Raw genomic sequence first — 14,063 nt, forward strand, 5'->3', positions numbered from 1 at the left:
GCGTTGAATCGTGGCTAACCGCCCCGTGCAGGTTCGACTCCTGCCCCTACAGCTACTTTACCGCGTGCCGGATATGCGATTTGCGCTTGGCGTTGTTTAATCGGAAATCCGACCGCTACCCACTGCCTTGTTACTCCTTGACCGCCTGTTCTCCCTTGCCCGGCTCCGCTGGCGCCGGCTCGTGGGGCCGCTGCCCCCGACGGTGGTCAATACCGGTGGGGCCGATCGCGTCTTTCAGGTACTGGATCTGCTTTTTGTCTTTGACCTCTACGAGGCGTTGACCAACTGGCTTACCCCGGGCTTGCGCCGTCTGTCCACCCGGGAAATAAGGCTGCTGAGGCCCATCTTCGGGGAATCCGTGCCTTACCAGCGGATCCGGATTGACGAGCGGGCGCACCTCGGCCCGCGCCGCTACCGCTTTCTGTACGTAAGCTTTCATACGATCAACGGTTGGGGCCCCTGTTCCGATCCCACCCTGGTACACGAGGTGGTGCACGTCTGGCAGTACGTTCATTTCGGTGCCATCTACATTCCCCGGGCACTGGCCGCGCAACGTACCGCCGCGGGCTACGACTACGGTGGACCTAGCGGATTGCAGGCTGCCCGCTCCCTGGAAGACTTCAACTACGAGCAGATGGCGGATGTCATCGAAGACGCCTTCCGACTGGCGAATGGCTACCCCGCGCAGTGGATCGGAGGCCGAACCGCGGAGGCTTTACCGAACTATTATCGCTTTATGTACGATCTTAGGGCACGGGTACTACCCGCCGCCTATCGTTAGTCGCACGGTGAATAAAGCGACGCCGTCCGCGTTTTAGATTTGAAGGACGTTGTATTACTATACCCCACTATACCAGGTGTATGCTTTCCATTTGTATTCCCGTATATGGGTACGATGCCCGGCCATTGGTGCGGGAGTTGATCCGACAGGCTGGCGCCGTTGAGGAGCCGGTCGAGGTACTCGTGTACGACGATTGCAGTGCGGACCAGTTCCGGACGCTCAACCGGGAGTTGCGTCAACTACCAAGCGTACGATACCACGAACTGCCGAAAAACGTCGGACGTTCCGAGATCCGGAACCGTATGGTGAGTGCCGCGGCGGGGAACCGCCTGTTGCTTCTCGACGTTGACAGCTGGCCGAACCCCCATCTGCTGGAGCGCTACCTCAACGCCCCGCCGGCGGCCGTGCTGGTGGGCGGCAGGACCTACGCGGAAGACGAACCCGAGGACCCCGATTACTTTCTACACTGGCAGTACGGCCGCCGCCGCGAAACCGTTGCACCCGCGCGCCGCCGCCAGGGGGAATACCTGCAGTTTCAGAGCAATAACTTCATGGCTGAGCGCGCCGTGCTCCTTACCCACCCCTTCCCGACCGTGGCGGGTTACGGACACGAGGATACGCTGTGGGGACAATTGCTGGCACCCGACGGCATCCGGATTGAATACATGGACAATCCCGTGGTGCATCTCGGGCTGGAGCCAACGGAGGTGTTTCTCAAAAAGCAGCGGGAGGCCGTCCGGAACCTGAAGGTGCTGCGGCAGTCTTACCCGACGCTGACTACGCGACTTACGCGCTTCGCGGATCGGTACCCGGCGCTTTCGCAGCTGCTGGAATACATTCCCGAGCGCGTGCTGCTGAAGTACCTGCTCCGTACGCGGAACCTGAATGCCCTGGACCTGCTCAAACTGAAGTGGTGGATCAGCGGCTGGGCACCCGCCATAAACTATCGCTGAAGTAGCCACGGCGGTCCTGCAGGTGGCGGACGCACTCGTAGCCCGACGCGTCGGCCATGCCTTCGATCTCGCGCAAGCTGTATTTCTGACTGATTTCGACGGAGATGGCCTGCCAGGCCCGGAAGGTGAAGGTCTGCTCCAGGGCCGTTATCGTCACTTCCTGCTTTTTGGTGGGCAGCAAGTAGCTGCGGGCCGCGCCGGAAGCGGGGTCGTAGGTTTCCCAGTGCCGCCAGTTGTCCGGCTGGAAGTTCCCGCCGAGTTCGCGGTTGATCCGGTGCAAAAGGTTGAGGTTGAAGGCGGCGGTGTGCCCGGCGGGATCGTTGTAGGCGGCCAGGATAACGGCCGGATCCTTTTTGAGGTCAAAGCCGGTCAGCAACAGGTCGCCCGGAGCCAGGAATCCGCGGATACGTTGCAGGATGGCTGTCGCCTCGCCGGGGGAGAAATTACCGATGTTGGCGCCGGGAAAGAGCACCAGGCGCCGCCGCGAGCCGGAGGAACGGCCGAGCCGGTCGAGGGCTTCGAAATAGTCACCCTGAATGGCCTGGAATTCCAGGGCCGGCCACCGGAGGCCGATGATTTCACGGACCTCCGAAAGGGCCGCGGCATTGAGGTCGATGGGCCGGTAGGCGAAGCGGGCGCCGGCCGCCAGGAATCGCTCGATTAGTAGTTGGGTCTTGCTGCCGTCTCCCGCCCCAAGTTCGATCATGTCGAAGGTAGCTCCCTGGATTTCCTCCAGGAGTTCGGAAGCGGAGTTGCGGTAGATTTCCGCCTCAGCGTCGGTCAGGTAGTACTCCGGGCACTGCATAATCTGCTGAAAGAGTACGTTGCCGCGCTCGTCGTAGAACCATTTGCTGTTCAGCTGGGGGTTTGACTGGGATAGCCCGCTGAGGACGTCCCGGGCAAAAGGCGATAGGGTAGTGGAAGTAGTAGCGGAACCCGTCATGGTTTAGCGGTCTGTGGCAAGCCGGATGCCCGTGAATTGCCAGCGTTTGTCGGTTTGGAAAAAGTTGCGGTAGGTAGGGCGGATGTGGCTCACGGGTGTGGCACAGCTACCGCCCCGCAGGACCATCTGATTGACCATGAACTTGCCGTTGTATTCCCCCAGCGCGCCTTCGGGGCGCGGATAGCGGGGGTAGGGCAGGTAAGCGGAGTTGGTCCATTCCCAGCAATGGCCTAGCAGCTGATGGTCATCCGCGTTGCGGGCGGGGGTGGGGTGAAAATCCTTCCGCTCGACCCAATTGCCTCGTCGCGGCACCTCCGGCTCGAGTTGGCGGCAGGCAATCTCCCATTCGAACTCGGTGGCCAGGCGCGCACCGGCCCACCGGGCGTAGGCATCGGCTTCGTACCAGCTGATGTGGGTTACGGGCAGGTGAGGATCGATATCGGCAAGGCCGCCATTCAGGGTATAGTGTTTCCAGTCGCCACCTTGCGGGTACCAGTACAGTGGGGCCTTGATCTCCAGTTCGCGTGCCCAGGCGATGCCTTCCATCTGCCAGAGTTCGAACCGTTCGTAGCCGCCATCTTCCATGAAGGCCCGGTATTCACCATTGGTCACCAGGCGGGAGCCAATCCCGAAATCCTCCACGAGTACGTCGTGGCGGCTGAGCTCATTGTCCCAGCAGAAGCCCGGTCCGGAATGCCCTATGGTGTACTGCCCACCCGCAATCGATAAGAAAGTGTGGGCGACGGAGGTAGCCTTTTCCATTTCTCCTTGCCGATACACGGGGTAAAGGGGGTTACTCCCCAGAATGTACTTTATGTCCGTGAGCAATAGTTCTTGGTGCTGCTGCTCGTGGTGCAGGCCTAGGGTGGTAAGGATGCGGACGGTTTCGTCGTCCTTTTCCAGCAACTCCTGCATGGCGGCATCGACGTGGCGGCGGTAATCGAGGATCACTTGCAGGGTGGGGCGGGTCATGTTGCCGCGCCGGCTGCGCAGGATGCGGGGCCCCTGACTTTCGTAGTAGCTGTTGAAAAACCAGTTGAGGCGTTCGTCGAAGTGCCGGTAGCCGGGGGCGTGTTCGGCGAGGATGAAGTTTTCGAAGAACCAGGTAGAATGCCCGAGGTGCCACTTGGGAGGGCTGACGTCCTCGGTGGGCTGCACGGTATAATCCTCGGTTTCGAGGGGCGTGCAGAGGTACACCGATTGCTGCCGTACGCGATCGTAATGCTGGCTGATGCGGAGGGAAGTGGCTGGGGTAGTGGTCACGGGTGTTCGTTAGGGCTTATTGGATCTGTACCCCTTTCCAGAAGGCGACGTGGCCTTTGATTTGGGCGGCCTTGGGGTAGGGGTCGGGGTAGTACCAGGCGGCGTCGGGGTTGGTGTTCCCGTCGACTACCACATGGTAGTAGCGGCAATCGCCCTTCCAGCCGCAGAAGGTCGTGGTGTCGCTGTCTTTAAAGTATTCCAGACGGACGCTGTCGGGGGGAAAGTAGTGATTGCCTTCCACCACTTGGGTGCGGTCGCTTTCGGCCAGGACTTGGCCCTTCCAGGTCGCTTTAATCATAATCGGGTCGCTCGGAGGTCATGTAACCCGGTCCGGGCCCCGGGGGTTTGGCGGCCAGGTGGCTTATCTTGCCGCCATGCAGCAGCCCGCCCTTATCCTCATGGTCAAGAATCTAATCGCCGGTAAAACGAAAACGCGCCTGGCGCAGGACGTTGGTGATGCTATGGCCCTGCAGATGTACGGTATCCTTTCGCGGCACACCCGCGACCAGGCGCTGGCCCTGGAGGGCGTGACACGTTACCTGCACTACTCCGAGCACGTAGAGGTGGACGATCTCTGGCCCAACCATCCCTTCATAAAGATGGTGCAGGTAGGTGCCGGGTTGGGTGAGCGGATGACGGCCGCCTTCGACCACGCTTTTGCGCGCGGGCACCAGCGGGCAATTATCATTGGTAGCGATTGCCCGGGGCTGACCACCGGTCTGCTCAACCGGGCCTTCGGCGAGTTGGAGGAACACGACGCGGTAATCGGTCCGGCTAATGACGGTGGGTACTACCTTCTGGGGCTGCGGCAGCCCCACCCGGAGCTTTTTTCGGATATGGAGTGGAGCACCTCGTCGGTACTGGAGGATACTTTGGCGCGGGCGCGGGTGCAGGGACTCTCGGTAGCCACCCTGCCCGTGCTTTCCGATGTCGACCACCTGGAGGACTGGCTGGGTTATGGCTGGTCGATCCCGGAAGTCGAGCCGGGTGCGTCGGAGTGAGGCGCGGTGCGTTGACTACCTTTCTTACTTTCGTGGTTTGGGGATGCCGCGGTGGCTATAATTTGTTGTTGCGTGCGCGCAGGCAGTGATCGGCCAGGACCAGAGCTGCCATGGCGTCGACAATGGGCACGGCGCGGGGCAGTACGCAGGGGTCGTGACGACCTTTTCCGACGACCGTAACTGATTCACCAGCTTCGTTGACGCTTTCCTGGTCGGAGATAATCGTGGCCACCGGTTTGAAGGCCGCCCGAAAGTAAATGTCCTCCCCGTTGGAAATACCCCCCTGAATACCGCCGCTGCGGTTGGTACGGGTGCGGACCTTCCCGTCGGCGTCGGTATAGAACGCGTCGTTGTGGGCGCTGCCCCGTAAGGTCACTCCGGAGAATCCGCTGCCGTACTCGAATCCCTTACAGGCGTTGATGCTCAGAATGGCCTTGCCGAGGTCGGCGTGCAGTTTATCGAAGACGGGCTCCCCCCAGCCCGCAGGGACACCACTGATGACGCACTTCACCACACCACCGATGGTGTCGCCGGCCTTGCGGACGGCCAGGATTTCCTCTTCCATTCGCGCGGCCGCTTCCGGGTCGGGACAGCGCACGTCGTTGGAGTCGATGAGGGAAAGGTCGAGTTCGCCGTGCGTCTTGCCAGTGGTGATGTCGCCCACTTGGTCTACGTAGCTGCTGATGGTGATGCCGTAGCGGGCCAGCAATTGACGGGCGACGGCCCCGGCCGCGACGCGGGCGGCGGTTTCGCGGGCGGATGAACGCCCTCCGCCGCGGTAGTCGCGGTGCCCGTATTTAGCCGCGAAGGTATAGTCGGCGTGGCTCGGGCGGAACTTGTCGTAGATGTGGCTGTAGTCCTTGCTGCGCTGGTCCTGGTTGTAGATCACCATCCCAATCGGCGTGCCGGTGGTTTTGCCCTCGAAGGTGCCGGAAAGCAGTTGTACGCCGTCTTCTTCCTTTCGTTGAGTGACAATGCGGCTCTGGCCGGGCCGCCGCCGGGCCATCTCCCGTTGGATGGCTTCCAGATCAAGTTCCAGGCCGGCCGGGCATCCGTCGATCGTTACGCCCAGGCCGACGCCGTGGCTTTCTCCGAAAGTGGTGACGCGAAAGAGGGTACCGTGGGTGTTGCCGGACATAGGAGGTTGGATCAGGGAGACGAAAAGCGGGAGGTGCCCGGCCGCTAAGGTAAATACTTAGGCCTTGAGCCGCCGCTTCAGTGCTTCCGGTAATACGGTGGCCAGTGCCAGCCGCAGGCGCTCCAGGTTGCGAAAACCGAGGTAGGGATACAGACGGGTGTAGCGGCCTACCAGTTCGTAGGACTGGTCGATGGCCCATTCGTTGGGATGTCCGAAATACGCCCGGTACGCATCGGAGGCGGACTCGAGGTCAAAGGTTGCCAGCATACGGATGGCACGTAGCAGGGCCCCCAAGAAATAAGGTGCGTGCTCCCGCCAGTACTCAGGTCGGTGAGCTATCAAATAACTGTTTGCGGCCGCGAGCATCTGAACGCGTCTCTGGCAGCCGCCGGCGGGGTCGCGGTGGGTAATGCGGTCCGCGCTGTCGTGATGGTGATAGAAACTGCCTACCACCGGGTCGATGACGTGCGGGGTTTCGGCCTTCAGCAACCGGAAGACCAATTCGGGATCCTGATTGCTGGCCAATCGTTCATCCCACCCACCTGCCCGGTCGAGGGCCGTCCGCCGCAGCAAATGCGAGTGGGTGCAGCCCGTCCGGAAATCATGGAACAGACCCAGCCAAAGGTCGGCGTGCGGTATGGAGTCTTCGGTACTGCCGTCGGGGTACAGGTGCCGGTAGGCACCCACCACCCAATCGGCGGAATGCGCCAATTCAAGTTGGCGGGTAATTTTATCGGGGGCAAGGGTATCGTCGGCGTCGAGGAACTGCAACCACTCGCCGGAACTGAGGGAGGCACCGAGGTTGCGGGCAGCCGCGGCCCCGGGTGTGGAGCAGGTCGCCAGGCGGATACGTCCGGAGTGGTCCTTTACCGCTCGCTTCAGCAAGTCAAGGGTTCGGTCGCTTGAACCATTGTCCACCGCTATGATCTCCCAGGGGCCCGGCACCTGCGCGCCGGCGGCCAGTGCGCTCTTCAGGGTGCGTGGTAGAAAGCGCTCCGCGTTCAGGGTGGGGATGATGATGGATAGTTTCATCGGAAGCTGGCTTTTTCCAGCCGCCGGCGAACCATTCGCCGCAGACCCCGGGGCTCACCTGCCAGGTAGGCCAACAAAAAAGGGATGCGGTGGAGGCGGCCGGAACGGATAGCTGAAAACAGAACCTCCTTGGCCAGGCGGGCGGCGAAAGCACTGTACGAATCTGTCAGTCGCGTGGCCGGAAACCGCGTTCGGTACAGCCGCATGTCCTGGAGATGGCGGAGTTTGCGCTCTTCCGATAGGTAGTGATCGCTGTTCGTAAGGCTGCAAGGCTGTCGCTCGTTTACGGAAGCTACACGATCTTCGTAGTAGGCCGGTCCGCGCTGACTAATTAAAAGGAAGAAATAGTGGTCGGCGGCGACCACCTCTTCCATGTCCGGTGGCCAGTTGCCAAATATCCGGGTACGAAAAAAGAAGGAACTGGTATGGACGCGGATATTGCGATCGGCGCAGAAATGTTCGTGGGGGTAGAATCCGGTGGCTCTTCTCGGGGTTCGGGAGGAATGACTTCGCAAGAGGGGTGGTTCAAGGAGTTCGCCCCGTTCGTTGACTTCTTCGCAACGGGTATCGTGCAGACTGATGCTGAGTTCCGGATAGCGTTCCATGGTGTCGTATTGACGCTGCAGTTTGTTCGGATCGACCCAGTAATCATCACCGTCCAGCAGGGCGGTGTAACGGCCACGACAGGCCATAGGGTTCAGCATATTGTTACGCCGTCCCGGGGTGCCGGGCAGCCGATGGTCATATAAGAGTAGACGGATGATGTCCGGGTAGCGAGACTGGTAATCGAGGAGGATTTCGCGCGTGCCGTCGGTACTGCAGTCGTCGCCTACGACGATTTCCCAGGAAAAATTCACTTGCTGCGCGAGGATACTATCCAACGCCCTACCAATAAGGTTGTGCTGATTATAGGTTACCACCGAAACGCTTACCTCGGGCCAATCGGATTGGCGCCAGTTCTGCGGCTCCGGGGGGAGGTGATAGGGCGACTTGGGCGGCGTACGCATCTCTGGCAAAGCTAACTATAGTGAACTTAGCTATTTTGCGCTTTAGCTGCACTAACCAAATGACCATGAAAACCGCCGTCTTCCCCGGATCCTTCGATCCCATCACCCGTGGTCATGTCGAGCTCGTGAAGCGGGCAGCGCCACTCTTCGACCGGATCGTTGTAGCCGTAGGGATCAACAGCCAGAAGCAGACCCTTTTTGATCTGGAGCAGCGGATGCAGTGGCTGCGCGAAGTTTTTGCGGAAGAGCCTAAGGTAAGTGTTGACAGCTTCGAGGGGCTTACCGCCCATTTCTGTCAACGCATTGGTGCGCGTTACCTGCTGCGCGGCCTGCGCAACGCCAGTGACTTCGACTACGAGAAAACGATATCCCAGCTTAACGAAATCGTAGGCGAGGGGCTGGAAACCATCTTTCTCATCAGCCAGCCGGCATACAGCCACATCAGTTCCACCATCGTGCGGGAGATCATCAAAGGAGGAGGGAACGCCCGGCCTTTCTTACCCGACCAACTACAGCTTCCGGCGCGCTACAATACTACGCCCTAGCGTAACCTCATCAGCGTACTCCAGCTCACCCCCGAAACTGACGCCCCGGGCGATGCTGCTGATCTGTACCTGGGCATCCGCCAATTGCTTGTTCAGGTAGAAAATGGTGGTGTCGCCTTCGATGGTCGGACTGATGGCCATGATCACCTCCTCCACTTCGGATTCCCGTGCCCGCGTGATCAGGGTGTCGATGTTCAGGTCGGCCGGGCCCACGCCTTCGATGGGGGAGATCACGCCGCCGAGCACGTGGTAGACTCCCCGGTACTGCTGGGTTTCTTCGATGGCCATCACGTCGCGGATGCTTTCCACCACGCAGATGGTGGAACGGTCGCGCCGTTTGTCGCGACAGATGCCGCAGGTGTTCTGATCGCTCAGGTTGCCACAGACGATGCAGTGCTGAATGTTCTCCCGCATGCGGGCAACCGAGCGGGCCAATTGCACACTGTCTTCGGTAGGGCGCTGTACCAGGTCGAGGACGAGCCGCAGGGCCGTTTTCTTGCCGATCCCGGGAAGGGAAGCGAAGGCATTCACGGCGTCTTCGATGAGGCGGGAAGAAAATTGCATGCAGTAGAGGGTCTATGAACGGAAAGGGTAAGGTCGAACCTGGGAAGAACACCACGGCCGGAGAAAAAACAATCGGCGTGCCATTGAGTTTGTTTATCCCGGGAATAGGCCGCAAATTTGCCGGTCCCCGACAACGACCTAAAATAAAGAGATTATGGCTGAGGTGATACGCATGCCCCGGATGAGTGATACCATGGAAGAAGGCAACATCGTTGCCTGGCTCGTGGAAGAAGGTGACGCGGTAGAACCCGGCCAGACGCTTGCGGAAGTGGAAACCGACAAGGCCACCATGGAGCTGGATTCTTTCTTCGAAGGCACGCTGCTCCACATCGCCGTCAAGGAAGGCGCCGTGCCCATTGACGGCGTGATCGCCGTGATCGGTGAGGAAGGTGAAGACTGGAAGGCTGCCATCGAAGGGGCCGGGGGCAATGGTTCTGCCGGTGAAGCCACTTCCGACCAGGACGAACCGACCGCCAGCGACAACACCGCTCCCGCCGAAGCGGCTCCCGCTACCCCCGGTCGTACCACCACCACCGAGACGACCGAATCCACCGGCGGAGACGACCGACTGAAGGCTAGTCCCCTCGCCCGCGCCATGGCCCGGGAGGCCGGGATCGATCTCAAGGGCATCAGCGGTACCGGTGAAGGAGGTCGCATCGTAAAACGCGATATCGAGGAAGCCCAATCAGCCCCCGCAGCCGCCCCCCAGCCCCAGACGCCGCAACCCGCTCCGGCCCAGCAGCCAAGCCCCAACGTTGCCGTTGAAGCACCCGCACAGAAAGTACCCGCCTTTTCCTTCGGCGGCGGCGAGGCCAACTTCGAGCAGACCAACGTCAGCCAGATGCGCAAGGTGATCGCCCGGCGCCTCGGGGAGTCCAAGTTCACCGCCCCCCACTTCTACGTTACGGTGGAGATCGAGATGAGCAAGGTATGGGAGTTGCGCAAGCGCATCAACGAGGTATCCCCCGTCAAGATCAGCTTCAACGACCTGGTAGTTAAGGCCTGCGCCGTGAACCTGCCCAAGCACCCCGCTATCAACTCCAGCTGGCAGGGCGACCACATCCGCGTGAACAAGGACGTCAACATCGGCGTCGCCGTTGCCATCCCCGACGGACTGCTGGTGCCCGTGATCCGCTACGCGAACATGAAGTCGCTCAGTCAAATCAACACGGAGGTGAAAGAGCTTGCCGGCCGCGCCAAGAACAAGAAACTGTCGCAGGATGAAATGACCGGCAACACTTTCACCATCTCCAACCTGGGGATGTTCGGCATCGAGGAGTTCACGGCCATCATCAATCCGCCCGACGCCTGTATCCTGGCCGTCGGCGGCATCAACGACAAACCCGTCGTTCGCGATGGAGAAGTCGTCCCCGGTAAGATCATGAAGGTTACCCTGAGCAGCGACCACCGCGTAGTCGATGGCGCTTCCGCCGCCGGGTTCCTCAACGATGTCAAGGCGACCCTCGAGGACCCCATCCGTCTGATGGTATAAGCAAACGCTTACACCACCTCAGAATACCTGAATCTTTACCGCAGCCTGCCGGCCGCCCCGCAAGCGCAGGAGGTACACGCCCGGTGCCAGACTTTCCGTGCTTACGCTCCCGCGGGATGCGGTCAGAGTAGTGGAGGATATGCGCTGTCCCAAACTATTGTACAGGTCGAGTACTCCGTCCGAAGGATTATCTGTCCCCGAGACTTCCACGGTGAACCTGCTTCCGCCCGGGGCGGGATTGGGGTAGACGACCATTAGATCGCGGTAACCATCAGGGTAATCGGTGGTGGGCGTTGCGTCTCCCCGGAACAGTTTGTCCGCCCGCTCGTAGGCGTCGCGACCCACTACGCGGCCGATCCGCCGACCAGGAATGTCATCGGCTGGGGGGTGGATGCCTCCCCAGATGCGGCTCAGACTGGTTTCCGCCGCCGCGTCCTGGTAGGTCGCCCACTGCAGTACCACATCTTCCGTGGGGCCTTCCTCGAAGACCAGAAATTCATTCTTGCGGGCCACGAACTCGCCCACGCCCCCCGGGAAGTAAGGGGAACCGGTTAGTGCCGTTAGCACCGTGGCCGCCGTACTGCTGAAGGTGGAATGCCCGGATACGTAGCCCGCGAAGTTGGGCGTCACGAAATTGGGGCGCTGGTAGGGCTCCCAGACCGAGGGATTGATCCAGTCGACGCCCGCCGATTCCACATCGGCGTTATCGATGAAGGAGTTGCCGATCCAGGCCCGCGCCTTTACGGTCATGAGGGCGGTATTGTTGACCACCTCCTGCGCACTTTCCACCAGCTCGATATAGCCGGGGTCCAGTCGTATCCCGCCGGGGTCGTAGAAGCGGTGGCCCTTTACGCTGGCTTGTCCCTGGCTCGCCAGAAAGCGGATAGCGCTGATCGGGCGGATGTAATCGTATTTACCCTTGATGCTCCAGGCCGTAATGGCCGCATCGTGCATGGCACCGCCAAGGGTGAGGTAGGCCTTGATGTCGTACTCCAGGGCGGGCAGTACCTCCCCTTCACCCCAGAGGCGACGGATGAACCGGGGGTGGTCCATCACGTAATTGAAGATGGCGAACCAGTGCCCGGGCGGAGTTTCTGAACTGGGCCCGTCCGCCCAAAATTCCGCCAGTACGCGGGTGTAGTCACCCCGCAGGACAAAGTTATCCGCATAGGGCATTCCGGTGGCCGGGTTCACCGGGTGGCCACTGCCCGGTTGCCCGCCTTCGTGTTCGTTGTAGAAGGCCCGGTACTCCTCGGGGGTTTTCGGCAGATCCGCGGGGCCGTTACCGCGGGCACCGGGAGAAATGTTCCAAACTACGCCGTCCGCGGGATCGAGGTGGCTGGACCACTTCAGCACCATTTCAAAATTCCAGCGGTAAAGATTCAACTGGGCGGTATCCGTCAGGTCATACTGCGGCGGCGGGCCGGGGTCGTGGTAGACCGGGCTGTCGCCGTAGATGGGGTTGGTGCGCGTGGGCATGGTCAGGGCCGAGGGGGGCAAGGCAAAAGGCTTTACCCGGCCCCAGCTGGCCCCAAGGAAACCGGGTATGTTGCCGATGGGGTTGCCGGATTGATCAACGACCACACCCGGGAAGGCCAGCGGCTGCCAGTGGTTAGGGTCCTCAAGCCTTAAAATACTGAATGGCCGGTCGAGAAAGAGGGGCGGATTGACCGGGTCGGGGTAACCAGCGTTGGCGTAATCCCCCAGCTCATTGGCACCATCCTCTTGCCCGTACGCAATGATGGCGGCGGCAATGTAATTGCCAAAGGCGGCCGGGTTACCGTTGGTGTAGTCGGTGGAAACGTAGGCTCTGTCCAAACCCAGCTGGGTCATCAGTTGGTCGGCGGCCGTGCGGATCTTCCCTAGTCCGGGGGCCTTATCGTAGCGGTAGAGGAGTAACCGGTAGGCGGCGTAGCTAACGGCGGTTTCGGAGGCCAGGCTCGCGTCGGGATAGGTGGGCAGACCGGTGGTGTCCCGGATCAGGACCGGGATGCCCCGGCGGTTGACGAGGGCCCAGGCATCGTACATGGCGGCCGAACTGTGATACAGGTTGCGGGCGTGCACTACCGGACGGGCGAAGTCGTTGCGAATGGCCAGCAGGTACAACTCATTCCATTGCCGGGCCACGGAATGCCCGGTTTGCGCGCACAGGCCGGCACTTAAAAACAGAAACAGAAACAGACAGCAACGGCGCATCAACGGAGGATTAATTCAGACTCCTAAAGGTAAACCGAACCGGCGGGCGGCGGCGCGCTGGTGCCGTGAATAAAGGTCGGGCAGCAGGCACCGGCTACGGGGAACATACGTTTCGGCTATCCGTTATAGGCCTACAATAATCGTCAATGCCTTATATCTGGATCGGCTTCGCCATTTTCGTGGCGTTGCTACTCTTCCTCGATCTTTTCGTTCTGAACGCCAAGGACCACGTGCCCCGGACCCGGGAGGCCCTGGGCCAGACGGCGATCTGGATGTCGATCGGACTGTCATTCAGCGGATTCGTCTATCTCGCCTACGACCAGGGGTGGGTGGTTTCGAACGATCTGCCCCGGACCGCGATGATCAACTACCTTACCGGTTACCTGGTGGAGTTGTCCCTCAGCATGGACAATGTGTTCGTTATCGCCGTCATCTTCGGCTATTTCCGTGTGCCGGCCAAATACCAGCACCGGGTGCTGTTCTGGGGTATCCTCGGAGCGGTATTCTTCCGCTTGGCGATGATTCTGGCCGGTGTGTACCTGTTGGATCAGTTCGACTGGATGTTCTACGTTTTTGGCGTACTCCTGCTCTACAGTGCCTACAAGATGGTGGGTAAGGGAGACGAGGTCCACCCGGCCGATAACCCCGTCATCAAGGTCGTCAAGCGCGTGGTACCGGTAACTCACGAGTACCACGGACATGACTTCTGGATTCGGGTGAATAACAAACTCCACGCCACCCCCCTCTTCGTCGCTCTGGTAATGGTGGAGACCACCGATATCATTTTCGCGGTGGATTCTATCCCCGCGATCCTGGGTATTACTACGGATTCCTTCCTGGTCTTTTCTTCCAATATCTTGGCGGTACTGGGTCTGCGGGCGCTCTATTTCGTCCTGTCTTCGATGATCGACAAGTTTGGGCTCCTCAAGTACAGTCTGGCCTTGATACTAACCTTCGTTGGTGTAAAGCTGATGCTGCACGAAATCTGGCACCCGGCGGAGTGGGTCAGTCTGACCGTGATCTTTGTTACGCTTACGGGGGGCATCGTCCTGTCCCTGCTGCGCAAGGCTCCTACCCCGCACCCCATCGATCCAACCGAGATCCACGAGCCCACGGAAGTGCCGGATATTTAGAACATTTCAGGTTTT

General features: G+C 60.5%; 14 protein-coding genes. 6 read left to right on the plus strand and 8 right to left on the minus strand.

From position 1 onward, the window contains the following. Positions 1–127 precede the first annotated feature (127 nt). Entirely contained in the window at positions 128–781 is a 654-nt protein-coding gene (locus tag E4021_RS08855; RefSeq protein ID WP_136458487.1) for a hypothetical protein, read from the plus strand. Between the two features lie 80 nt (positions 782–861). Beyond that, entirely contained in the window at positions 862–1,734 is an 873-nt protein-coding gene (locus E4021_RS08860) for a glycosyltransferase family 2 protein (RefSeq protein WP_136458489.1), read from the plus strand. Here the strand turns inward: E4021_RS08860 and E4021_RS08865 are convergent. Genes E4021_RS08865 through E4021_RS08875 form a run of 3 tightly spaced genes read right to left on the minus strand, consistent with a single transcriptional unit; the run spans position 1,700 to position 4,238 of the window. Next, complete coding sequence (locus tag E4021_RS08865; protein ID WP_136458491.1) at positions 1,700–2,677, minus strand: L-histidine N(alpha)-methyltransferase; 978 nt, start codon at positions 2,675–2,677, stop codon at positions 1,700–1,702. The genes E4021_RS08860 and E4021_RS08865 overlap by 35 nt on opposite strands. A 3-nt stretch (positions 2,678–2,680) precedes the next feature. Next, positions 2,681–3,940 (minus strand): ergothioneine biosynthesis protein EgtB, encoded by a 1,260-nt coding sequence (gene egtB, locus E4021_RS08870; protein WP_136458493.1) that lies wholly within the window; start codon positions 3,938–3,940, stop codon positions 2,681–2,683. A gap of 16 nt (positions 3,941–3,956) precedes the next feature. Next, positions 3,957–4,238: a DUF427 domain-containing protein gene (locus E4021_RS08875; protein WP_136458495.1), complete on the minus strand. Its 282-nt coding sequence runs from the start codon at positions 4,236–4,238 to the stop codon at positions 3,957–3,959. Positions 4,239–4,314: 76 nt separating this feature from the next. Between E4021_RS08875 and E4021_RS08880 the strand changes: the two genes are divergently transcribed. Continuing rightward, the gene (locus tag E4021_RS08880) at positions 4,315–4,941 is read left to right on the plus strand and encodes a TIGR04282 family arsenosugar biosynthesis glycosyltransferase (RefSeq protein WP_136458497.1); all 627 of its coding nucleotides are present in this window, start codon (positions 4,315–4,317) and stop codon (positions 4,939–4,941) included. A gap of 55 nt (positions 4,942–4,996) precedes the next feature. Here E4021_RS08880 and aroC read toward each other — a convergent pair whose 3' ends face one another. The 3 genes from aroC to E4021_RS08895 are packed head-to-tail and all read right to left on the minus strand — an operon-like array spanning position 4,997 to position 8,118. Further along, positions 4,997–6,079: a chorismate synthase gene (gene aroC / locus E4021_RS08885; RefSeq protein ID WP_136458499.1), complete on the minus strand. Its 1,083-nt coding sequence runs from the start codon at positions 6,077–6,079 to the stop codon at positions 4,997–4,999. A gap of 57 nt (positions 6,080–6,136) precedes the next feature. Continuing rightward, positions 6,137–7,111 (minus strand): glycosyltransferase family 2 protein, encoded by a 975-nt coding sequence (locus E4021_RS08890; RefSeq protein ID WP_136458501.1) that lies wholly within the window; start codon positions 7,109–7,111, stop codon positions 6,137–6,139. Next, on the minus strand, positions 7,108–8,118 hold the full coding sequence (locus E4021_RS08895; protein WP_136458503.1) for a glycosyltransferase family 2 protein: 1,011 nt from the start codon (positions 8,116–8,118) through the stop codon (positions 7,108–7,110). Before E4021_RS08895 ends, E4021_RS08890 begins: the two co-directional genes overlap by 4 nt. Positions 8,119–8,183: 65 nt before the next feature. Between E4021_RS08895 and coaD the strand changes: the two genes are divergently transcribed. Beyond that, entirely contained in the window at positions 8,184–8,663 is a 480-nt protein-coding gene (gene coaD / locus E4021_RS08900; protein WP_168797536.1) for a pantetheine-phosphate adenylyltransferase, read from the plus strand. Here the strand turns inward: coaD and recR are convergent. Next, entirely contained in the window at positions 8,628–9,227 is a 600-nt protein-coding gene (gene recR, locus E4021_RS08905) for a recombination mediator RecR (protein ID WP_136458507.1), read from the minus strand. The genes coaD and recR overlap by 36 nt on opposite strands. A 154-nt stretch (positions 9,228–9,381) precedes the next feature. On the opposite strand from recR, the gene E4021_RS08910 reads away from it, so the two are divergent. Further along, positions 9,382–10,719 carry a pyruvate dehydrogenase complex dihydrolipoamide acetyltransferase gene (locus tag E4021_RS08910; protein ID WP_136458509.1) on the plus strand — a complete coding sequence of 446 codons (1,338 nt, stop codon included), beginning with the start codon at positions 9,382–9,384 and terminating at the stop codon, positions 10,717–10,719. An 18-nt stretch (positions 10,720–10,737) separates the two neighbouring features. Here the strand turns inward: E4021_RS08910 and E4021_RS08915 are convergent, their stop codons facing one another. Continuing rightward, on the minus strand, positions 10,738–12,915 hold the full coding sequence (locus E4021_RS08915) for a DUF6851 domain-containing protein (RefSeq protein ID WP_136458511.1): 2,178 nt from the start codon (positions 12,913–12,915) through the stop codon (positions 10,738–10,740). A 146-nt stretch (positions 12,916–13,061) separates the two neighbouring features. On the opposite strand from E4021_RS08915, the gene E4021_RS08920 reads away from it, so the two are divergent. Continuing rightward, positions 13,062–14,048: a TerC family protein gene (locus tag E4021_RS08920; RefSeq protein WP_136458513.1), complete on the plus strand. Its 987-nt coding sequence runs from the start codon at positions 13,062–13,064 to the stop codon at positions 14,046–14,048. Positions 14,049–14,063: the final 15 nt, after the last annotated feature.

The sequence above is a fragment of the Neolewinella litorea genome (genome assembly GCF_004803465.1).
Classification (GTDB): Bacteria; Bacteroidota; Bacteroidia; order Chitinophagales; family Saprospiraceae; genus Neolewinella; species Neolewinella litorea.

Bases quoted from the DNA above. Each gene is read 5' to 3' on its own strand.
- coaD (WP_168797536.1), top strand. From the start codon at position 8,184: ATGAAAACCGCCGTCTTCCCCGGATCCTTCGATCCCATCACCCGTGGT.
- E4021_RS08865 (WP_136458491.1), bottom strand. From the start codon at position 2,677: ATGACGGGTTCCGCTACTACTTCCACTACCCTATCGCCTTTTGCCCGG.
- aroC (WP_136458499.1), bottom strand. From the start codon at position 6,079: ATGTCCGGCAACACCCACGGTACCCTCTTTCGCGTCACCACTTTCGGA.
- recR (WP_136458507.1), bottom strand. From the start codon at position 9,227: ATGCAATTTTCTTCCCGCCTCATCGAAGACGCCGTGAATGCCTTCGCT.
- E4021_RS08890 (WP_136458501.1), bottom strand. From the start codon at position 7,111: ATGAAACTATCCATCATCATCCCCACCCTGAACGCGGAGCGCTTTCTA.
- E4021_RS08920 (WP_136458513.1), top strand. From the start codon at position 13,062: ATGCCTTATATCTGGATCGGCTTCGCCATTTTCGTGGCGTTGCTACTC.
- E4021_RS08910 (WP_136458509.1), top strand. From the start codon at position 9,382: ATGGCTGAGGTGATACGCATGCCCCGGATGAGTGATACCATGGAAGAA.
- E4021_RS08875 (WP_136458495.1), bottom strand. From the start codon at position 4,238: ATGATTAAAGCGACCTGGAAGGGCCAAGTCCTGGCCGAAAGCGACCGC.
- E4021_RS08915 (WP_136458511.1), bottom strand. From the start codon at position 12,915: ATGCGCCGTTGCTGTCTGTTTCTGTTTCTGTTTTTAAGTGCCGGCCTG.
- E4021_RS08860 (WP_136458489.1), top strand. From the start codon at position 862: ATGCTTTCCATTTGTATTCCCGTATATGGGTACGATGCCCGGCCATTG.
- E4021_RS08880 (WP_136458497.1), top strand. From the start codon at position 4,315: ATGCAGCAGCCCGCCCTTATCCTCATGGTCAAGAATCTAATCGCCGGT.
- E4021_RS08895 (WP_136458503.1), bottom strand. From the start codon at position 8,118: ATGCGTACGCCGCCCAAGTCGCCCTATCACCTCCCCCCGGAGCCGCAG.